Here is a 21059-nt window from a genome sequence, read left to right as displayed (position 1 = left end):
TTCCTGGCCCTGTGACGGGCGGTTATCGGGAGCCGGTGTACTCCAGGCCGCGCCCTTCGGCTCGTCCCAGGTGGAGGTAGACCGGCTTGAACATCGCTTCCTGTTCGGCCCGGCGGTCGAGGGTCATCTGGGTGCCGGGCGGCACCACGCGGATGTCGGCCCGCAGTCCCAGCCGCTCGGCCAGCTCCGCGGTGAGGGCATCGGTGCGCCGGCCCAGCTCCGCGGTCCCCGAGTCGGTGCCCTCCAGGCTCAGCCGCAGCACGTTCCCGTCCAGCGCACCGGTCCAGAACACCGGCTCGCACCCGAGGAGCGCCCCGTACACGGTGTCCTCGACGTCGATCGGAAAGAGCTCTCGGTCCCCGACCCGGAACCGGTCCGCCGCGCGGCCGTGCACCCGGACCTGCGGCCGTGCCGATCCACAGGAGCAGGCGGACTCGGACACGGTGACGACGTCACCCATGCGGTAGCGCACGATCGGCATGGCCTGCCGGTGGAAGGAGGTGACCACGAGTTCCCCCGTGCCGTACGCCGAGCAGGTGCCGGCGGCCTCGTCGAGCACTTCGAAGTGGAAGCGGTCGGACCACAGGTGCAGGGTGCCGAACGTGCACGCCCCGCCCAGCGTCGTGGTCTCGGTGGAGCCGTAGTCCGGGAAGAGCCGGATCGACCAGAGCTCCTCGAGGAACCGCTGCTTGGCCGGGCTGAGCATCTCCCCGTTGACGACGGCGGCGCGCAGCGCGGGGAAGTCGGTGCCCGGGCGCAGACCGTCGGCCAGCGCCCTGCGGGCGAACAGCATCAGCTCCACGGGCATGCAGTACGCCACGCTCACCCGGTAGTCGCGCAGCAGCCGGAGCACCCTGCTGTACGGCATCAGCTCCGTGCGGTTGCCGGCCGGGACGACGGCCGCTCCGGCCCGCTGCGCCGCTCCGTGCATCTGGTGGGCGGTGGACAGCATGGAGTACGGCGTCTTGACCAGAACGACGTCCTCGGGGCCGAGACCGACGCCGTTGAGCAGCATTCGGTCGAGCCACTCGTCGATGTCCTGCGCGGTGAAGAGCGAGGACGTCGGCTGTCCGGTGGTGCCGCTGGACTCGTGGACCACCGCCACCTCGCGCCAGTCGACGGCGAGCAGCCCGTCCGGGTAACCCCTGCGCAGGTCGTCCTTGGTCATGAACGGCAGCCGTGCGAAGACCTCCTCCGACCACGGCTGCGGAACGGTGCCCGCGGCCGACCACTTGGCGCGCAGGAACGGAGAGTGGCGGTAGGCGCGGGTGACGACCTCCCGCAGCCGCTCGGACTCGCTCATTGCCTTGCTCCCCTCATGAGGCGTCGCATGTTCTCGCCGAGGACCAGCGGGAGTTCCGGCTCCGCCACCGCCAGGGCGAGCTTGGTCAGCTCGACCCTCGGGTGCTGGATGGGGAACTCCGAGCCGAACACCACCCGTTCGGGGCCGAGCACGGCGACCGCTTCCTTGATGACGTGGTCGAACCCGCCGGAGGTCTCGAAGACAACGTTCTCGGCGTCCCGGATCTCCTGGGCGGCCAGCAGGTCGAAGTTGCCCCGGCCGGCGTGCCCCAGCAGGAAGTTCACCTCCGGGTTCCGGCGGGCCAGCCGCGCGTACTGCTCGACCGACAGGGCGCCGTTGCCGATGCAGTGCGAGTACACGGGCAGGGACTCGCTCCGGGCGAGGTCGACGTACGACTGGACCCGCGGATCCAGATGGCCCACGCCGTGCACCCCCGGGGCGAACTTGATCCCGGCGCATTCACGGATCAGCTCCAGGTCGGACTCGTCGGCCGCCCGGTGCGGGTTGGCGAAGTAGAACACCGCCAGGCTGTCCTCGTCCCGTACGGCGTCCAGCAGATCGGCGTTGTCGGCGTCGACGTCCCGGCCCGGGCCTTCCGTGACGATCGTGCGCGACAGCTCCTCGGGCGGGACGACACCGCCGGCGACCAGGTAGGCCGCCGAGATGCCGGTCTCCGCCATCGTCGTCAGCAGGCGGGGCAGGAGCGCCCGGTTGGCGTGGGCGTGGGCGTCGGTGACCTCGATGCCGCCCCAGGCGTCACTGTTCAATGATCAGCTCATCCACCTTGACACCGACGTGGCGGCCCGGAGCCGTGGTGTACCCGAACACCTTGTCGCCGGGCTTGAGTTCGGTGATGTTCTTCGGGAGGGAGTCGGTGCCGAAGACCCGGACGTGCCAGTCCTCCTGCATGATCGTGGTCACGACCGTCCCGTCGGGGGCCTGGGCCCTGATCTGCAGCATGGGCCGCCGTTCGATCTTGACCCGGCCGACCGTGACCGGGCGGGCGGTGCCGTCGGTCTTCACGGCCAGCACCTCCATGCCGGCCCGCAGGTCGGACAGGTACCAGGTCTGGTTGCCCGGGGCCAGGACGTACATCTGAAGGCTGCCGGCGTTGACCCGGAACGGCCGGGTCGGCATGTAAGGCAGCGGGTGGGTCTCGCTGGTGGCGAGGATCCCGCCGTTGGAGAAGCAGCCGAGGAGCACGCCCTCGTCCAGGCCCAGGTAGGAGGTGAAGTCCAGGCAGGCACGGTCGCCCATGCCGACATGCCGCGTCTCCAGCACGGTGAGTTCGGTCAGCTCCTGGCCGTGGGCGCGCTCGGCAGCGACGACGACCTCGCCGAGGGCGTGGATCGCGGTCAGGTCGGTCACCTTCGTCAGCACGCCGTTGGCGCCGATCTCCAGGACACCGAAGACCACGTTGGCCTCCACGCTGTCCCGGACGCCCATGACGACGTCGGTGCCGTGGTTCTGGGCGTCCGCCAGCACGATCTCCAGCGGGATCTTGGTGTCGTCCTTGAACGTCACCAGCAGCAGCCGCACCGCCCGGGTCATCTCCACGGCCCGCTGGAGCGAGGCCGGGTCGACCACGTCGACCACCGCGCCCACCGTGATGCCGATGCGCTCCTTGTTCTCCGTGTACCAGTTGCTCGCCACGACGTCCGCGTCGAGCAGCAGCACGTCGTAGGTCTCGCGGATGCGGGCGAGCTTCTCCTCGGACGGCACGCCGGAGAAGATCTTCACCTTGCGCAGTCCGTCCGGAACCTGGCCGAGCTGCTTCTCGTCCACGACCACCGCGCCCTCGGGGTGCACCCGGCGTACGGCCTGGTAGAGCTCGTCGAGGTTGGGGCTGTCGGCGACGTGGCGGAAGTCGTGCCATGTGTAGCGCTTGGCGGTGGAGGAGGTCCCGTTCGAGGGGGTGGCGGCGTCCTTGTCCCGGACCTCGGCCCGCGGGGCGGGCTTCGCGTCGGCGGACGGGCGCTGCTTGCCGGCCGGCACGGTGGTCTTGGTCCTGGCGTTCAGTACGTCGGTCATCTTCGCCTTCATGTGTGTGGTGGTGGGGGCCGGAATGCAGGGATCAGACGGCACGCGCGAGCGTCGCCGACACGGCCACGCGGTCCTGGTACTGCTCATACGCCTCGGCAGCGGACAGACCCTCGTGGATGATCTTCGTCAGATGCCGGGTCAGCGTCGTCGGGTCGCTGTGCTCGAAGATGTTGCGGCCGATGGACACACCGGCGGCGCCCGCCTCGAGAGCCTCGTGCACGGTGGTGAAGAGCCGCGCGACATCGCCGTACGCGGCGCCGCCGGCGATCAGGACCGGCGCCGGGCACGCCTCGACGACCTCCGCGAAGGACTTCGGGTCGCCGGTGTAGTGGCACTTGACCAGGTCGGCGCCCAACTCCGCCGCCATCCGCGCGGCATGGCCCACTTTGGCGGGGTCGAACTCGTCCTGGGGGTTGGAGCCGCGCACATACACCATGGCCATCAGCGGAATGCCCCACGCGTCGCATTCGGCCGCGATACGAGCGGTGTCCACGATCTGCTCGGGCTCGGTCTCCGAGCCCGCGTTGATGTGCACGCTGACCGCGTCGGCACCGAGCCGCGCCGCCTCCGGCACGGTACACACGGCAACCTTGCGGTTGACGTGCCGGCCCAGCGTGGTCGACGCGCTCATGTGGATGATCAGGGAGGTCGACGGGTGCAGCCGCGGCGCGCAGGTCTGCACCAGGCCCTTGTGCAGCACCACCGCGTCCGCGCCTCCCGCGGAGACCTGTCCCACGGTGGTCGCGATGTCGCGCAGCCCCGTGCCGGCGCCGTCGCTCATGCCGTGGTCCATCGGTACGACCAGCGAGCGCCCCTGATCCGATATCAGGCGGCGCAGCCGGAGCTTCTTTCCTTCGCTCACTGCTGGCTTCCCCTCACTTCGCTTGTGTTGGGTCGTGGGGTCGGCGCACCGGCACATACCCTGTGCGTGCCGGAGGGCCGGTGTCGTCCGGGCGGACGACGGGGCCGCACCCGTGTCATGCGGTGCCGGCCGCGGAGGTGCGCGTGGTCGCGGGGTCGAAGCGGCGTTCGACCGGCAGGAACTTGCCGGAGGGTGAGGCGGGGATGGTGTCGACGACCGACACCTCGACGCTGCAGCCCTCACCGAAGACCGGAGCCACCCGGTGCGTCACACGGTCGCCGACGTCCACGCCCGCGCCCGGCAGCGGCTCGACCAGGACGGACACCCGGTCCACGGCCTCCTGCACCAGCCGGAACCGCTTCACGCCGGCGATGTTCTCGAACAGCTCCATGAACACGCCCTGCGGCACCGGATGCAGGTCCCGCCCGCTACGGCGGTACAGCAGAGTGTTCTCCCGGCCCAGCAGCTCCCCCACGACCGGAAGGCTCCGGCCGCACGCGCACGGGTCCTTGCCGAGGGAGATCAGGTCACCGAGCCGATAGCGGACGATCGGCAGCGTACGGTGCCAGAAACTGCTGATCACGATGGAGCCCACCTGTCCTGCGGGCACCGGCCGGCCCTGCTCGTCGAGGACCTCGATGAGGGCGCAGTCGGTGTTCAGGTGCATGGAGCCCTGCTCGCACGTCCAGGCCAGATAGCCGGTGTCGGTCGATCCGTACAGGTCGAAGACGCGCACCCCGTCGAACGCCGCTGCGGCCCGGCTCACCAGGTCCTTGTCCAGCGTCGCGCCGGTGTTGATGAGCGCGAGGGGCCGCCAGGAGAAGCCGGGGTTGGCCTCCTTGTACTCGATGAGCATGCGCAGCGTCGAGCCGAAACAGGTCAGGATGTGCGGGGCGAACTCCTCGAGCGACGCCGCCGTCTCCTCGACCGTCACCGGCCTGCCGTCCCGCAGCACCGGAATCATCTGGAAGTACTCCGGCGGCAGGTGGCGCTGCATCTTGTAGCCGATCATGTGCGCGCCGGTCACGATGATCGCCGCCGAGCGCAGCGGGCCGTCGGGACGGACTGCGGCCAGCACCGCCCGCATCAGACGGAAGTACTGGGCCCTGATGTGGGCCTGTTCGGCCCGGTCGTAGACGAAGTGGCCCGGCTTGCCGGAGGTGCCGGCGGTGCTGACCACCAGGAGATCGTCCGAGTCGTTGAACGGCTCGTCGGCCCTGGACCGGTCATCCAGATACGTGCTGACCGCCTGGTGCGGGATGTCCGGGCGGGTCCGGACGACGTCGAAGTTCTCCAGCAGCACGGCCTTGTCCATGAAGGGCAGGCCGTGCCACCGGTCAGGGGAGGAGAGCAGTTCCCCCGTCGGTACGCCGCGCAGCAGATTGCTGAAATAGGGCGATCGGCTGCGGGCGTATTCGAGCTGTGTGTGCAGCAGGTGACGCTGCCGGGTGGCGAGCTGCTGTTCCGTCAGCCGCTCGTTTTCTTCGAGAAAGTTGTAGACCCCCAGAATGGAGGACTGTCCCGCGATCATTCTGTCACGTATGACGTCCACAGGTTGCGCCCTTCCGGTGCTCGCGTACTCCTCATTATTGGGAGTCGAGCCGGGCCGGGCTTCTGCACAACGTGGAAGTAGAACCGGGGGTCTTGCGGATCTGGGAAGCGCGGTGGTTCGGTCAGTTCGTGATGCGCTCCAGTATGACGACGGGGAAGACCCGGGACGTCAGCTTCTCGTACTCCCGGTACACCGGGAAGAGTTCTACGTGCCGCGCGTACAGCCGGTCCCGTTCCGCACCCGTGGCGATCGTGGCACGGGCACGGAACGTCTCGGGACCGAGCTCCACGGTCGCTTCCCGGTGGGCGCGGAGGTTGTGGTACCAGTCCGGATGGGTGGGCACACCCCCCTTCGCGCCGACCACCACCAGCCGGCCGCCGTCCGTGCTGTGGCCGAGGGGACTCGTCCGCGGCTTGCCGGTCCGGGCACCGGTCGTCGTCAGCAGCAGCAGACCCGCGCCGTTGGCATCGGGTCCCTTGAGGTGCCGGTTCGCGCGGTACTCCTCGATGATCGGGATGTTGTACTCGGGGCGACTGCCGAACGTGCTCAACTCTCTACTCCTCCAGTGGGGGGATGACAGGTCCGGCAGACATCATTCCGCTTCTCGTTCACCGGCGCGCGGGGTTACCGGCAGGGCTGCACACACGAGAAGGACACCCAACCGCTCTGCTGCATTGGGAAATTGCGCCGCGGCCGACGCCACATCAGGCTGAGGCGAGAAGAGAAGACGACCGTGCGGCGTACCGGAGATCCGGGGCCCGACCGAGCGAGGATTCCGTTGGTCGAAAACAGTGTTCAGCCCAAGGCGGGGACTCCCGGAAAAGAACCAATTCGCCACCTGCTGACCCCGGTATGGGGATTCATCGTGGCGATGACGGTCTCCGCGCTTGACTCCACCATAGCCGGGACCGTCACCCCGACAATCGTCGCGGATTTCGGCGGTGTGAGCCTCTCCGCGTGGGTGTTCGGCAGTTACATGCTGGCGCTGACAGCTCTGCTGCCCCTGTACGGCAGACTGTCCGACCACTTCGGCAGGAAGCCGACGATCTATGTCGGCATCGCCATTTTCCTTGTGGGTTCCGTCTGGTGCGGTGCCTCCAGCGGAATGGTGGAACTGATCATCGCCCGGGCGGTGCAGGGACTCGGGGCGGCGGCGCTGTTCCCCATCGGCATGGCCGCGATCGGTCTGCACTTCCCGCCCCGGCTGCGCAGCCGCCTGCAGGGCATCTTCGCCTCGGTGTTCGGACTCAGCAGCCTCCTGGGCCCGCTGGCGGGCAGCGCCCTGGGCGAGTACGTCGGCTGGCGCTACGCCTTCTACATCAACCCCCCGCTGCTGCTGCTCTCCGCCTGGCTGATCCACCGCAACTACGACGACGTGAAGACCGAGGCGAGCGGGCAGAAGCTCGACCTGCCGGGGGCCGTCCTGATCACCCTGTCCACGGCCGGCGTGCTCTTCGGCGTCTACCGGCTCGGGGAACAGCGCGAGTGGGCCGATCCGCTGATGTGGCCCTTCCTGGTGGGGGGCGTCGCCGCCTTCTTCCTCTTCCTGTGGGTCGAGCGGCGGGCCGAGGTACCGATCATCCCGCTCAGCCTCTTCTCCAACCGGGCCCTGACCGCCGCGTTCGCGGTGAACTTCATCATCGGCCTGGTGATGTACAGCGCGATCTTCTTCGTGCCCGTCTTCGCCCAGGGCGTCACCGGCGGCTCGATCGGCAAGGCCGGGCTGACCCTGTTCCCCTTCCAGGTCGCCAGCATCGTGGGCAGCCTGTTCGCCGGACGGATGGTCTTCAAGGCCGGCATCCGCGCCATGGGCGTGCTGTCCATGGCGCTGCTGTGCGGCGGATTCCTCCTGCTGGCGACCATGGACACCGGGACGTCCGGCTGGCAGGCCGGGGCGTTCACCCTGGTGATCGGGGCGGGTACCGGTGTGGGTCTGCCGGTGCTGATGATCGCGGTCCAGTCGGCGCTGCCGCCGCACCTGATGGGTGTCGGCTCGTCGCTCACCCAGCTCTTCCGGGAGTTCGGCGGAGTCGTCGGGGTGAGTCTGCTCGGAGTGCTGCAGTACTACCTGTTCGTCAACAAGACCAACGGTCTGGACGGACCCGCCGAACGATTGGTGACCGAAGCGGGCCCGCGAGGAGTGAGCGAGATGCTCTTCTCCGACCGGTCGGGCTTCCCCGCCCAGCTCGTCGAGACCCTCCGGGACGGACTGAGCACCGCCTTGTCCACGGTCTTCCTGGCGACCGCGGCCATCTGTTTCGTCGGCGTCGTGAGCAGCGTCAAGCTCGTCAAGCGGCTGAACCGGCCGGGCCCGCCCTCAGGCCCCGGTGGCCCGGGCGGCCGCCCCGCGGGCGCACCCGTACCCGGCGCCGTCGAGGGCGGCCCCGCAGCCGGCTGACGCCGGCCCCGTTTCTGCCCGTACGACCGGCCCCGGCTACTGCCCGGACGACTGGAAGAGGAAGAGAACTCCCATGCCCTCCCACCACGTGCCCGTCCTGATCGTAGGCGGCGGCACCGTCGGCCTCGCCACGGCCGTCTTCCTCGGCCACCACGGTATTCCCGCGACCGTCGTGGAGCGACGGCCGGGCCCGCTCGACCACCCGCGTGCGCTCGGCATCAACGAACGCACGCTGGAACTGCTGCGTGAGGTCGGCCTGCACAAGGCGGTGGAGGAGGCCTGCGGCCTGCTGCCCACCGCCGCATGGCGAGGTTCGGTCAACACCCTCGCGGAGTCGGCGTTCCCGCCGCTCGGCGGTTCGCTGGACTTCCGCACCCCGACGATCGCCGAGGTCTCTCCGGCCGAGGTGCTCGGCACCTGCCCACAGGACCGGCTCGACGCGGTTCTGCTGCCGGCGGCCCGTGAGCGCGGCGCGACCATCCGCTTCGGGGCGTCCGTCACCTCCGTCACGTCGGGGCCCGACGGGGCCACGGTGACGCTCGCCGACGGCAGTGTGCTGCACGCGGACCATGTGATCGCCGCGGACGGAGCGTCGAGTACCGTGCGGGAGGCCCTCGGCATCGGCACCCAGGGCCCGGGGACGCTCGGCGTGCCCAAGATGAACATCGTCTTCCGGGCAGAGCTGTACGAACGGTTCGGCAGCGTCCCTTTCATGACCGACATCACCTCACCCGGCGCGTGGGCCGTCCTGATCGCCGTCGACGGCACGGATCGGTGGATGCTGCACGTCGACTGCGACCCCGCCGCCGGCACCCACCCGGACGACTTCACCCCGGAGCGGTGTGCCGCCCTGGTCCGCGGCGCGCTGGGCACCGACGACGTTCCCGTCGAGATTCTGAGCGTCGCCTCCTGGCGGCTGACCGCCCGCGTCGCCGAACGCCTGCGGGACGGCCGCGTCTTCCTCGTCGGTGACGCCGCCCACACCATCCCCCCGCTCGGCGCCTTCGGCATGAACACAGGTGTCGCCGACGGTCACAACCTGGCCTGGAAGCTCGCCGCGGTGATCCGCGGCGACGCCGAGGAGGCGCTGCTCGACACCTACCACGCCGAGCGCCACCCGGTCGCCGAGTTCACGCTGCGCCAGGCGATGGCGCGGCTGAAGAACCCGGCACTGCACTGGAATCCGTTCGCCGCCGCGGAACGCCGGAAGGCGGGCGCGGTCGCCACCCCTATCGTGCACCTCGGCTACCGCTACGACTCCACGGCCGTCATCGAGGCCGACCTGAAGCTTCCCTCCACCGAGGACGTCCGCCAGAACCTGGACGGCTCGCCGGGCTCCCGGATGCCGCACCTGTGGGTGGAGCGCGACGGGGAGCGCCTGTCGACGCTCGACCTGCCGGGTTCCCGCTTCACCCTGCTGACCGGACCCTCCGGGGACGGCTGGTACGAGGCCGGTGAGGCGCTGGCGGCCCCCCGCAGCGCCGGCCTGAACGTGTACCGGATGGGAGGGGAGGGGCTGGAGGTGCCCGAGGGCCGCTGGCTCGCCCTCGCCGGAACGGGCCCCGAGGGAGCGCTGCTGGTCCGGCCGGACGGGTTCGTGGCCTGGCGTGCCACGGGACCGGCCGAGGACCCCAAGCACGTGCTCGGCGAGGTACTGGACCGGATCCTCGGACGTCTCTGAGCCTGCACCCCACCGGCCCGCACTCGTTCACGCCATCGAAGACAGCCAAGCCCATCCCAGAGAGGACATGCCGTGGAAGCGGTTTCCTTCACCGCGCAGTGGACGGCCGCCGCGCGTGCCATCGAATCGGAACGCGCGGACAGCCTGTTCACCGATCCGTTCGCCCGCGCACTCGCGGGTGAGAGCGGGTTCCGCCTGCTGGAACGTTACGCCAGTCCGGTCACCGTCGAGTACCTGGCGCTGCGGACCGCCTACCTCGACCGGCAGGTGGTCCGGGCCGCCACCGAACACGGCATCCGCCAGGTGGTGTTCGTCGCCGCCGGAATGGACACCCGCGCCTACCGGCTTGCGTGGCCCGACGGGACCACACTCTACGAACTGGATCACGCCGCACTCCTCAAGACCAAGGAGGAAGTGCTCGCGGAGCACGCGCCCAGCGCCGGCACGACCCGTGTCACGGTGCCCGTGGACCTCGCCGGTTCCTGGGAGGGTGCGCTGAAGGACGCCGGCCTGCACACCGGGTCGGCGACGCTCTGGGTGGTCGAAGGCCTGCTGTACTACCTGCCCGAGGAGGCGGCCCGCCGGCTGCTGCACACGGTCGCACGGCTGTCCGGGCCCGGCAGCATGTTCTGCGGTGACCTGGTGAGCAGGGCGGCGCTGGACAACCCGGTGGCCCGCCCCTTCCTGCGGGCACTGGCCGATGACGGTGCGCCCTGGTTGTTCGGCACCGACGAGCCCGAAGAACTGCTCGCGGAGTGCGGCTGGAGCGTGGGGGAGGTTCTGCAGCCCGGCGAGGACGGGTCCGGCCGCTGGCCCTACCTGGTGCTTCCCCGCCACGTGACCGAGGTTCCCCGGAACTTCCTGCTCACCGCCACGCTCGCCGCGTCGGGGAATGCGCCTGACGCGCGCTGAGCGGCGAACCTCAGCTCGGAGAAAGGAACACGACTCCCATGGCCAACCGTTTCCTGGAAGGGAACATCGGCCCGGTCTCCGAGGAGATCACCGCCTACGATCTCCCGGTGACCGGCCGGATCCCGCCGGAGCTCAGCGGCCGCTACCTGCGCAACGGCCCCAACCCACTGGGCATAGAGGACCCGGAGGCCTATCACTGGTTCACCGGCGACGGCATGGTGCACGGCGTGCGGCTGCGCGACGGCAGGGCCGAGTGGTACCGGAACCGCTGGGTGCGCTCGCGGAGCGTCGCCCAGAAGCTGGGTGAGCCGTGGCCCGCGGGCCCCGTGTTCGCGGACCGGGACGCCGCGCCCAACACCCATGTCATCGGCCACGCCGGACGGACCCTCGCCCTGGTCGAGGCCGGTATCCGGCCCTACGAACTCGGCTATGAGCTGGAGACGCTCGGCCCGTGCGACTTCGACGGAGGGCTGCCGGGCGGCTACACGGCGCACACCAAGCGCGACGCCGTCACCGGTGAGCTGCACGCCGTGGCCTACTACGCCGGCTGGGACCACGTGCAGTACGTCGTCATCGACGCCGGGGGCACCGTCACCCGCACCGTGAACGTCCCGGTCGAGGACGGGCCGATGATGCACGACTTCGCCCTGACGCAGCGCTACGCGGTGCTCTACGATCTGCCGATCACCTACAACGCCGGCCTCGCCCGCACCGGGGCCCGGCTGCCGTACGCCTGGAACCACGACCACCAGGCCCGTATCGGACTGCTGCCCCGCGACGGCACGGCCGATGACGTCCGCTGGTTCGAACTCGAACCCTGCTGGGTCTTCCACACCCTCAACGCCTACGACGAGGGCGACACGGTGGTGGTCGACCTGACCAGATTCCCGCGGATGCTGCAGAAGGGGGGACTCGACGGCAACTCCGCCCCGGTACTGGATCGCTGGACCATCGATCTGCCGTCCGGCAAGGTCCTTCAGGAGACGCTCGACGACCAGAACCAGGAGTTTCCCCGGGTCGACGAGCGCGTCGTCTCCCTCAGACACCGTTACGGCTACACCGTCGCCTCCGACGCGGTCTTCGACACCGGCTCGGGCGAGGTCATGTTCAAGCGCGACTACACGACCTCCACCACGGAACGCCGGACGTTCCCGGTCGGGTCAGCGATCGCCGAGGCGGTGTTCGTCCCGGCGGGACCCGGCGCGGCCGAGGACCACGGCTATGTCATGGCCTATGTCTTCGACCCGGAGCGAGCAGCGACCGATCTGCTGATCCTCTCGGCGCAGGATTTCACCGGAGAGCCGGTCGCGAGGATCCACCTGCCCGCCCGGGTGCCGCCGGGCTTCCACGGCAGCTGGGTGCCCGACGTGGACTGAGGCCTCGCTGCTGCCGCCCGCACCCGGCGAGCACCGCCGGGCTTCCTCGACACCGTCGCCGACGCCACCGGCACCGGTCTGCGACGAGGCAGGGCGTTCGACCGATGGCCGACGAACGGGTCGGCAGCCTCGTGGTGAGGCTGCCGACCCGTTCGTCATGTGCCGGCGGGCAGGTTGCGCGCCGTGAGGGCCAGGGTGAACGATTGGATGCCCCGGGTCCGGACCGGATTGATCCCGGTCAGTTGCTCGATCTTCTCCATGCGGTACGTCAGCGTCCGGCGGGCGACGTTCAGCCGGCGGGCGGTGCGGGTCCGGTCCAGATCCATCGAGTACAGCGTGCGCAGCGTTTCGATCAGGTCCGGGTGCTGCCGCAACGGGTCGATGAGCCCCGCCATCTCCTCCTGATAGGAGCGGTCGCGCAGCATGGCCATCTCACTGATGATCTCGCTCTCCTCGACCACCGGACTGGCCAGCTCCGCGGCCGCGGCGAGCGACTCCACGACGATGGCCCGCTGGGCCGCGTCGTCCAGCTTCTCCCGGTCGGCGACGACCGAACCGACCGGCAGCCGCACGGGGAGGTCCGCCTGCCGCAGTCGTTCCAGGACCCGCCCGCCGATCACCGCGGGAGTCTCGGGCGAGCGCAAGGGGACCAGTACGCAGATGTGCTGGTCGACCTGACAGCACAGTCCGGCGTCGTCCGCCGCGAGGGCCGCCGCGCCCAGGGCGACGGTGGCGGGCCCGGGCGCGGTCCCGCCGAGCAGGCCGAAGGCCATCACCAGGTAGCGGTCGGCCGGCTCGTGGTGGGCGGCCGCGGCGAGCTCGTCGTTGACGGATCCGCTCACCATCATGTCGGCCAGTACCCGCCGGGGCAGGCCGAGTCCGGTCTGTTTGAGGGTGTGGGAATAGGCGGCGGCGACTTCCGTCGTGATGCCCGAGACGGTCCGGGTGATCCAGTGGGTCAAGGCCGCGAGTTCCCGCTGTTCGCCGGGCAGGGCCCGGGCCCAGTACTCGGCGAGCAGCGTGGAACTGCCCAGGTCCCAGGCCTGGAGGAGCGGGCTGATACGCACCCCGTGCTCGGCGAGCCGTACGGCGGGTTCCGTACACCGCATCAGATCGCCGTCGGTGATGTCCTGCTTGCCGCGGAACAGCTCGATCGCCCGGTCCAACGCCTGCGGCAACGCGCGGGGCGTCAGTTCGGGAACGGCGTCGCACACCGCCTCACACGGGCTGAGCAATGGGCGCAATTTGGTCCATACGACGGCGGCAACCTGCTCCGACTGCGTCGCGAGCCTGTCAAGCAGATCCGTTTGTTTGTGGCTCATTGCTTTCGTGATCCCCCGTTGAATTCCGCATGACTTGTATCTCCGAGCCGCTGAAGCCGATGCTGAACGTCGTGCCGGGCCCGGCGATCTCCACACTCGAGAAGCCGACCGGATCCCCCTGTCGCATCCGGATGAATCCGTCGGACAACTCCATGACGGCCTCCCGGCTGCCGACCGTGATCCGGTCCTGAGGCACCCGGTACAGCTCGGCGTAGCGATCCACCTCGGACTGCAGATCCGAGGCGTTGAGGCAGATTCCCCGCAGGGCCAGATCGCCCGGCACCTTGGGCAGTTCGCCGTCGTAGGCGATGACCCATGGAGTGAGGTGGTACTGCCCGAAGAAGAGTGACGAGAAATTGATCCTGGTGCCGTCCGGCTGAGGAACCCATGTGGTGATGGGTCCGCAGTTCCTCACGCCTTCGGGCAGTCCGGACTTGAAGGAGGACAGATCCTCCTCGGTGCGCAGCGTCACGGAGAAGATCCCGCCGCCGCGCGAGTCCACGTAGTCGACGAACTTCTGGCCGAACGGAGCCCGTTGCGCCTCCTCCCGGTCGTGGACCGCCATCACCTCGATGAAGCCGCTGTCCAGGACGGCCACCCGTCCGGTGATTCCGGGAATGGTGTTGGTCGGGGTCTCGAACCGGACCCCTAGGGAATGTTCCACTCGCTCTACGGCGTCATCGAGATCTCCGAGGGCAAATGTGACGTGATCGAGGAACACGCTCTTCCGTCTCCAGTGTCTAGGCGCGCACGGGACGACGGCGGGCGAGGGGCGAACGTGCAAGCTTACTACCCCCGTCGACTGTTAAATATACTTTACGGATGACCTTTAGAGAGGCACTCAAGGAGCGCTACATTTTTCAAAAGTCGGCCTTCGCGCAGGCTTGAGCGCCTCAGGGAGGGACAGAGGTCCAGGGTGGTGAACAACGACAACTCAGGGCGGTTATCGCCCCGTCCGGTGAGCGGGCTGGCCGATCGTCTCAACGAGCTCTTCGCTACCGTCACGTACGTGGACGAGCGCGGGCGGCGCCGCGCGTACTCCACCCCGCAGGTGGCCAAGGCGATCAGCGGCGACCCGCGGTGCGGCACCACGGTGTCCCGTGTGTATCTCGCCACCTTGCGCTCCGGCAGCAACACCAACCCGACCATCGCGGTAGTCAGGGCCATCGCGAGGTTCTTCGACGAGCACCGGGGGTTCGACCGCCGGCCGGTGACGGCCGCGTTCCTCCTCGGTGAGGACGAGGATGACGAGGACAGGGAACTGCGGCGCAGACTCGCCGACCACCAGGTGCGGGCGATCGCCATGCGCGCCGGGGACATGAGCCCGGCCCAGCGCCGTCAGGTGCTGCGCATGCTCGACGTGCTCCATGAGACGACGGCGGGAGACGGGGCCGTCGTAGACCTTCCGCAGTGATGAAACTGTCGCCGTTCATCGGCAGCCTCTCGGTGTCCAGCAGTCGTCGGTCCGCGGCCATCGCCTCGACGGCGCCCGCGGTGGGCTTGAACTCGTCCTTTCGGCCCACGCGCCCTGGGGCAGAAAGGCGGAGAAGGTGTGCGCTCCCGAGATGACGGCGGGGTCGCGGCGGCTGGTGTGTGTCCCGCCGCCGCCGTCGTGACCCACAGGGTCATGACGGCGTAACAGCACCGCTGCGCCGCTGAGCCGTGACGCCGTGGAAGGGATGATTGCAAGACCGGATGGATTCAGGACGCGGAGGCCGCGTATTCGGTGACGCCCGCGTAGTCGGCGAGGTAGACGCCGGCGCTGTTGGCGATGGGCACACCCGCCAGGTACTCGTCGGGCAGGTCGAAGGCGTCGACCAGTGTCGTCAGGTGCGGGGCGAGGTCGTCCATCATCTCGTCCACGACGAACGGCAGCTCGCGGACCTGCTCGGCGCTCAGGTACCCGTCGGCCAGCAGATCTCCGGTGCGGCCGGCCAGCTGATCCAGCAGGAACAGCACGCAGAGTCGCTCCATCAGCTTTCGTGCCTCGGGATCCGCTGCCTGCTCGGCCGCCGCGATGAAGGCATCGGCCGCCCGGAGCACGGCGTGCACGCAGACCATCTCCAGAGCCGCCGAGGACGACTTGTTCCAGCGGGCCACCGGGTTCTTGGAGGGGCCGCGGCGCAGAGCGACACGGGCCCGTGCCTGCCAGACGGCCTCGGACCGGGCGAGCAGCTCGCGCAGATGCCGGGGATCGGTCAGCGCCTCCGGTCCCGCCGGCTGCGTCTCACCGGAGGCGGCCTCGTGGCCGAACAGCATCTCCGCCGCCGCCTTGGCCCAGATCGCCAGGTTGTCGCCCTCGGCGGTGATGGTCCCCTCGGTGTACTGGGGGAGCCCGATCAGACCGTTGACCGCGAACAGGCCCTGAGCGCCGCACCGTTCGCGCGCCTCGATGGTGATGGAGCGGGCCTGCCAGGTGATCCATCCCTTCGCGATGGCCACCTCACGCTCCATGTCGTCGCGGTTGTCGTCGGTGTGTGCGGCCCAGTCGGCGAGCACCGAGCGGTGCAGGAACGTCATCGCGTACGCCGAGGCCAGTGACTTCAGTAGCCGGCCGTGGTGACTGCGGTGGCTGTTGACCGGTATGCGCTCGCCCGCCCTGGGCCCGGCCACCTCGCGGTGTTCGCCGTAGCGTACGGCGATGGCGAGCGAGGCCCGGGCGGCGCCGACGGCCGCGCCGCTCATACACAGCTTGCCCATGGTGACCCGGCCGATGGAGCGCAGGAACCGCTTGCGCCGGTTGCCCACGTTGCTGACAAGGGATCCGTCCCCGCCGTACCGGCCGTGCTCCGCCTCCAGCAAGGCCTCGCGGGGGAGCCGTACCCGGTCGAACCCGGTGAGACAGTGGTCGACGGGCGCGCCGGGACGCAGCGGCAGTCGGCGTACCCGGATGCCCGGCAGCAGGCCGCGCTCGTCGCTCAGCGGCGTCAGGAACAGGAAGACGCCCTGGTCCTGGCCGTCCATGACGAGTCGGGCGGCGACCACGGCCGTCTTGGGGCCGCCGGTCGTGCTGGTGTTGGGCATGAACTTCTCGGCGCCGGGGTGGGGCGTGCTGAGGACGAATTCCCCCGTCTCCCGGTCGAGTTCGGCGGTGGTCTCCAGTGCCGAACTGTCGTTGCCATGGTCCAGTTCGGTGCACAGGAACGTGCCGACGCGGCGCATCGACGTGAAGTCGGACAGGTCCCGGTCGCCGGTCTCGTGGTCGAGGAGACTGCCCAGGAAGAGGTTGTAGTGAATGCTCGCCACCGTGCACAGGCCCCCGCCGCCGTCCACGATCGCCGCCCACTCGTGCAGGCTCGCCAGCAGGCTCGGGTCCCTGGCGAGGCCCTCCGCGTCTCCGGCGATGTCGTTCACCAGCCGTAGCCACTCGTAGAACTGGGCCGCCTGTTCGGCGGGGGAGCGGTCAGGGTGATGACGGAACGTTGCGTTGCAGATCAGCCCGCGCCACCTGCGGTGGACTCTCTCCCGCTCGTCGCCCTGGCCGAAGAGGAGCCTGGCCAGTTCGCCGGCGGGGGTTGTTTCGGTCTCTGCCGTGGCGCTCACCGCCATGGGCTCCCTCGCGAACGGCGCCTCTTGTCCGGGTCGCGCGTGATCACCCGCGGGACGCGTGCCGGGCTGGACTGTCAGAAGGGCCATGACCTTCTCTCCCCCGTTGTCGCAGATCCGAAGCTGGATGTGCAGGACCCAAAAGATACGGACCCACCGGTTTTCTCATCAAGCCCAGTAGAGGTAAATCACAACCCCCGGGAAGGCTGCCCTCGAGGGCGCTCCGAGGGGATCACGAGCGGAATTTCCCATTCCCCCCATCCGTTCGAGAGTGACCTTGCGGGTAGTATCACTGAGCGAACCAGAAAAATACCAAGCGGAAGGTTTCATTCCCGTGAAGTGTGCACTGACCCAAGCCCCATAACTGGCAAAATGGGGGATAGATGGGCACTGAACGCCCCGATGGTTGATAGTTCGACCAGGGGGTGGTGGGATGCAAACCTGTCGGTTGATTTTTTGAACGCAGAGTCGGATGAACAGCGCGGAGGGTTGGGCCGTGGCACTTCAGGAACGGGCCATCAGGACGAGGCGGGCCATCCTCGTCGCAGCCGCCGCGGTGTTCGCCGAGGTGGGGTACGAGGCGGCGACGATCTCCGAGATCCTGCACCGGGCCGACGTCACCAAGGGCGCCCTGTACTTCCACTTCGCCTCGAAGGAGGAGCTGGCACAGGCGGTCCTGGCCGGGCAGCTCAGCGCGGTCCCGGCCGCGCCACAGCAGGAGTTGAAACTCCAGCAGGGCCTGGACGAGGCGTTCCTGATCGCTCACCTGCTCGCGTCGGGTGACCCCGTCGTGCAGGGCAGCATACGACTGACGGTGGATCAGGGAGCTCCGAACGACGGCCTGGACCGGCGGGTGCCGATGAGCGCATGGCTCGACTACAACGTCGAGATCCTCGGCAAGGCCAAGGACAGCGGAGAAGTGCTGCCGCACGTCGACGTGACGGCCGCGGCCCGGATGCTCGTCGGAGCGTTCACCGGCGTACAGGTACTGTCCAAGATCATGACAAACCACGCCGATCTCCAGGAACGGGTGTCGGACCTGTATCGGCACCTGATGGCGAGCATCGCGGTCCCGGCGGTGCTCATGCAGCTCGACACGGCCGCGGACCGGGGGGCCCGGGTGTACGAGGCCGCGCTGAAGCTGCGGGAGGCGGGCGAACCGGGCGAGACCGAACTGGCCGCCGAAGAGATCGGCGCCACCGGCTGACGTCCCGACCGGACGTCGGCCGCACAGCACGACAATTGCACAGTCGTCGGGGGCGTTGATTCCGTACGCCCTCGGAGGGGAGGGCGGGGGCCCATCCCCTGGGCATGGCACGACGCAAACGTGTGCACGACCGAGACCCGGGGAGAAATGACGATGAAGACGACTTCCTGCCCTTACGCCCTGGACGTGGCAGGGCGTGATCTGGCGGGTGAGGCGGCGATGCTACGGGCTCAGGGCCCGGCCGTCCAGGTTGAGTTGCCGGGTGGCGTCATCGCCTGGGCCGTGGTCAAGCAGCGCTACGTCGAGCGGTTGCTGACCGACTCGCGTGTCTCCAGGGATGCCCGCCGGCACTGGCCGGCCTTCATCGAGGGGAAGATCACCGAGGACTGGCCGCTGTATCCGTGGGTGGCCAACGAGAACATGCTGTTCACCTATGGCGAAAGCCATGCCCGGCTGCGCCGGCTGGTCAACGGCGCGTTCACCGCGCGGCGCACCGAGGCCATGCGCCCCCGGGTCGCCGAGATCACGGCCGAACTCGTGGACAAGCTGACCGCCCTCCCGGCCGGCACGCCGGTCGATCTGCGGACAGCCTTCGCGGAGCTGCTGCCCATGCGGGTCATCTGCGAACTCTTCGGGATTCCGCAGGGAGAGACCACGGACGCCCTGTGCGTCGCGCTGCACAAGGTCTTCAGCACCACCATCTCCGGACAGGAGATCGAGGCGGCGCGGATGCAGGCGTTCATGCTGCTGGCCGACCACGTGGCGACCAGGCGGGCCGAGCCCGGCGACGACCTGACCTCCTCGCTGATCGAGGCGCGGGACCAGGGCGACCGGCTGAGCGAGGAGGAGCTGTTCGGCACCCTCTTCCTGATGGTCGCGGGCGGGCAGGACACCACGGCCGCCCTGATCGCCAACGCGGTGGGGGCGCTGCTGAGCCACCCCGGCCAGCTGGAGCACGTCCGTGCGGGCCGGGCCACCTGGCAGGACGTGTGCGCCGAGACCATGCGCGTGCACACCCCCGGCGCCTACGCGCCGATGCGGTTCGCCGTGGAAGACATCGATCTGGACGGCGTGGCCATCCGTAAGGGCGAAGCGATCCTGGTCAACTTCGCGGCCGGCGGTCGCGACCCCGAGCGCTACGGCGAGCACGCCGACCGCTTCGACCTGCTGCGCAAGGACCGCGAGAAGAACAGCCTCGGGTTCGGGTACGGCACACACCGCTGCATGGGTGCCCCGCTCGCAGAGTTGGAGGCCACCGGTGCCTTCGCCGCGCTGTTCGAGCGCTTCCCCCGGATGCGGCTGGCCTGCTCCCCGGAGGAACTCCGGCCCATGCAGAGCTTCCTGATGAACTCCTACCGCGAGCTGCCGGTGATCCTGACGCCCGCGGACTGACCCGACGCGACGACCAGCAGGACTCCGACGCCCCGGCCGGGGCGTCGGAGTCCTGCTGTCTTCCGGCGGTCCGGAGGCGGGCAGGGCGCGTATGGAGGTCTGGTGTGGGGTCGTCCGAGGGGAGGCAGAGGCCTTATAAACAAACCAAGCGTGCGGTTTGCTAGGCTCACCGTTCCCAGGCTTAAGGAGGCGTGGTGGTCAAGCAGGACCGAGCGGTGCGGACGCGCCGGGCCCTGGTCCGCGCGGCAGCCGAGGTGTTTGCCGCCGACGGGTACGCCATGGCCTCCCTTTCCGTGATCAGCGAACGCGCCGGGGTGAGTTCCGGCGCGCTGCACTTCCATTTCACCAGCAAGGACGACCTGGCCAAGGAGGTGGAGACCGAGGCGACGGGCTCCGGGCAGCAGCTGGCCGAGGGCTGCCAGAGCACAGCCGGCTCCGCGCTGCAGGCCCTGGTCCGTACGGCGTTCGGCCTGCTGCTCGCCGCCGCCGACGACCCGGTACTCCGGGCCGGATTCAAGCTGAGCGGCGACCCGTCGCGCAAGAGTGACGCGGAACTGCTCAACTGGTGGCGCGGTGTCGTGCGGGAGCTGGTCATGGAGGCGCGGGACGCGGGAGAACTGGCGCAGGGCGTCTCGGCCGACGACGCGACGACGGCGATCGTCGCGGCCACGGTCGGGTTCGCGGTGATCGCCATGACGGAGGCGGAGTGGCCCTCGGCCGAGCGCCTGGCGCGTTTCTGGTCCCTCGTCCTGCCATGGCTGGCGGCGGCTCCCGAGCGCGTGCTCGACCTGGTCACGCATGGTGATCAGCGACCCGACCGCGTCCATTGAACCGAGTCCTTTTCCAGTGCGCCGAAAGCCCCGCTTGAGCGCGATGCCGGACGGTTGCGGAAAAGAGGAGGTGGCATGGGCGACACGGACCGCGGGTGCGACCAGGCGGGAGCGGGCCCGACGGGCAGCGCGCACACCCTGCTCCGGGTGGAGCGGGGCCGGGCCACGGACGCGGAACTGGCCGCGGTCACCGTCGTGCTGTTGTCGCTGCTGGCCGACCACGGCGAAGACACGGGCGCGGGGCGACACCCCGGCGTCCCGCGGTGGCGCCCGGAACGGCTACCCGCCGCCTACCGCTCGCCGTACAGCTGGCGGTAGAGCCGTCATCGCCCATGGTTGATCCGTATACGGCCCGTACCCCTGCCCGCATCAACCGCACAGGCGGTCTGTCGGTGGGCGCCTCCTCCGGGCCTCACCACGTGGGAGGGACACGCCGTGACCATCGTGAATGACATACCCCGCGCCTCGAAGGAGGTGGCCACCGCCCGCGCACGCGTCGCGGAACTGCAGATGGTGCGCGCGGAGGCGCTGGCCGGTCCGAGCGAGAAGGCGACCGAGGCGCAGCACGCCAAGGGCAAGCTGACGGCGCGGGAGCGGATCGAGCTGCTCCTGGACCCGGGATCCTTCCAGGAGGT

At 69.4% G+C, this 21059-nt stretch carries 19 protein-coding genes; 10 read left to right on the top strand and 9 right to left on the bottom strand.

The genetic code is table 11. The features are described from left to right. Positions 1 to 22: 22 nt before the first annotated feature. The 6 genes from ABZ079_RS23455 to ABZ079_RS23430 form a co-directional block, all read right to left on the bottom strand. Complete coding sequence (locus ABZ079_RS23455; RefSeq protein ID WP_356941396.1) at positions 23 to 1303, bottom strand: AMP-binding protein; 1281 nt, start codon at positions 1301 to 1303, stop codon at positions 23 to 25. Further along, a complete protein-coding gene (locus ABZ079_RS23450) occupies positions 1300 to 2070 on the bottom strand; it encodes an amidohydrolase family protein (protein WP_356941395.1) in 771 nt (256 codons plus the stop codon). Before ABZ079_RS23450 ends, ABZ079_RS23455 begins: the two co-directional genes overlap by 4 nt. Further along, the gene (locus tag ABZ079_RS23445) at positions 2060 to 3334 is read right to left on the bottom strand and encodes a 3-dehydroquinate synthase II (RefSeq protein ID WP_356941394.1); all 1275 of its coding nucleotides are present in this window, start codon (positions 3332 to 3334) and stop codon (positions 2060 to 2062) included. Before ABZ079_RS23445 ends, ABZ079_RS23450 begins: the two co-directional genes overlap by 11 nt. A 43-nt stretch (positions 3335 to 3377) precedes the next feature. Next, the gene (locus tag ABZ079_RS23440; protein WP_356941393.1) at positions 3378 to 4208 is read right to left on the bottom strand and encodes a 2-amino-3,7-dideoxy-D-threo-hept-6-ulosonate synthase; all 831 of its coding nucleotides are present in this window, start codon (positions 4206 to 4208) and stop codon (positions 3378 to 3380) included. Positions 4209 to 4323: 115 nt separating this feature from the next. After that, complete coding sequence (locus ABZ079_RS23435; protein ID WP_356941392.1) at positions 4324 to 5739, bottom strand: AMP-binding protein; 1416 nt, start codon at positions 5737 to 5739, stop codon at positions 4324 to 4326. A 142-nt stretch (positions 5740 to 5881) separates the two neighbouring features. Next, on the bottom strand, positions 5882 to 6310 hold the full coding sequence (locus ABZ079_RS23430; RefSeq protein ID WP_356941391.1) for a nitroreductase/quinone reductase family protein: 429 nt from the start codon (positions 6308 to 6310) through the stop codon (positions 5882 to 5884). A 321-nt stretch (positions 6311 to 6631) separates the two neighbouring features. On the opposite strand from ABZ079_RS23430, the gene ABZ079_RS23425 reads away from it, so the two are divergent. From ABZ079_RS23425 to ABZ079_RS23410, 4 genes are all read left to right on the top strand, one after another. Continuing rightward, positions 6632 to 8158, top strand: coding sequence for an MFS transporter (locus ABZ079_RS23425; RefSeq protein ID WP_356941574.1), 1527 nt, complete (start codon positions 6632 to 6634; stop codon positions 8156 to 8158). 73 nt (positions 8159 to 8231) lie between these two features. Beyond that, entirely contained in the window at positions 8232 to 9839 is a 1608-nt protein-coding gene (locus ABZ079_RS23420; protein WP_356941390.1) for an FAD-dependent monooxygenase, read from the top strand. A gap of 72 nt (positions 9840 to 9911) precedes the next feature. Beyond that, positions 9912 to 10751, top strand: coding sequence for an SAM-dependent methyltransferase (locus tag ABZ079_RS23415; protein ID WP_356941389.1), 840 nt, complete (start codon positions 9912 to 9914; stop codon positions 10749 to 10751). Between the two features lie 38 nt (positions 10752 to 10789). After that, on the top strand, positions 10790 to 12127 hold the full coding sequence (locus ABZ079_RS23410; RefSeq protein WP_356941388.1) for a carotenoid oxygenase family protein: 1338 nt from the start codon (positions 10790 to 10792) through the stop codon (positions 12125 to 12127). A gap of 155 nt (positions 12128 to 12282) precedes the next feature. On the opposite strand, the gene ABZ079_RS23405 is transcribed toward ABZ079_RS23410, so the two are convergent. Together ABZ079_RS23405 and ABZ079_RS23400 are read right to left on the bottom strand one after the other, a co-directional pair. Beyond that, positions 12283 to 13362 carry a helix-turn-helix domain-containing protein gene (locus tag ABZ079_RS23405; RefSeq protein ID WP_356941387.1) on the bottom strand — a complete coding sequence of 360 codons (1080 nt, stop codon included), beginning with the start codon at positions 13360 to 13362 and terminating at the stop codon, positions 12283 to 12285. A gap of 58 nt (positions 13363 to 13420) precedes the next feature. Further along, on the bottom strand, positions 13421 to 14170 hold the full coding sequence (locus ABZ079_RS23400; protein ID WP_356941386.1) for a VOC family protein: 750 nt from the start codon (positions 14168 to 14170) through the stop codon (positions 13421 to 13423). 288 nt (positions 14171 to 14458) lie between these two features. On the opposite strand from ABZ079_RS23400, the gene ABZ079_RS23395 reads away from it, so the two are divergent. Continuing rightward, positions 14459 to 14863: a hypothetical protein gene (locus ABZ079_RS23395; RefSeq protein WP_356941385.1), complete on the top strand. Its 405-nt coding sequence runs from the start codon at positions 14459 to 14461 to the stop codon at positions 14861 to 14863. Positions 14864 to 15150: 287 nt separating this feature from the next. Here the strand turns inward: ABZ079_RS23395 and ABZ079_RS23390 are convergent, their stop codons facing one another. After that, the gene (locus ABZ079_RS23390; protein WP_356941384.1) at positions 15151 to 16998 is read right to left on the bottom strand and encodes an acyl-CoA dehydrogenase; all 1848 of its coding nucleotides are present in this window, start codon (positions 16996 to 16998) and stop codon (positions 15151 to 15153) included. A 493-nt stretch (positions 16999 to 17491) separates the two neighbouring features. Here ABZ079_RS23390 and ABZ079_RS23385 point away from each other — a divergent pair, with 493 nt between their 5' ends. The 5 genes from ABZ079_RS23385 to ABZ079_RS23365 all read left to right on the top strand — a co-directional run. Beyond that, complete coding sequence (locus ABZ079_RS23385) at positions 17492 to 18202, top strand: ScbR family autoregulator-binding transcription factor (RefSeq protein ID WP_356941383.1); 711 nt, start codon at positions 17492 to 17494, stop codon at positions 18200 to 18202. A gap of 153 nt (positions 18203 to 18355) precedes the next feature. Then, entirely contained in the window at positions 18356 to 19594 is a 1239-nt protein-coding gene (locus ABZ079_RS23380) for a cytochrome P450 (protein WP_356941382.1), read from the top strand. A gap of 194 nt (positions 19595 to 19788) precedes the next feature. Then, positions 19789 to 20424, top strand: coding sequence for a ScbR family autoregulator-binding transcription factor (locus ABZ079_RS23375; protein WP_356941381.1), 636 nt, complete (start codon positions 19789 to 19791; stop codon positions 20422 to 20424). A 75-nt stretch (positions 20425 to 20499) separates the two neighbouring features. Then, positions 20500 to 20742, top strand: coding sequence for an acyl-CoA carboxylase subunit epsilon (locus ABZ079_RS23370; RefSeq protein ID WP_356941380.1), 243 nt, complete (start codon positions 20500 to 20502; stop codon positions 20740 to 20742). Between the two features lie 117 nt (positions 20743 to 20859). Further along, positions 20860 to 21059 (top strand): carboxyl transferase domain-containing protein (locus ABZ079_RS23365; protein WP_356941379.1); only part of this gene is annotated, 200 nt, incomplete at its 3' end.

Origin of the sequence: Streptomyces sp. NPDC006314 (assembly GCF_040613075.1) — a bacterium.
Classification (GTDB): Bacteria; Actinomycetota; Actinomycetes; order Streptomycetales; family Streptomycetaceae; genus Streptomyces.
Note: the sequence above shows the minus strand (reverse complement) of the source record. Positions and strands in the feature narration are given on the sequence as shown.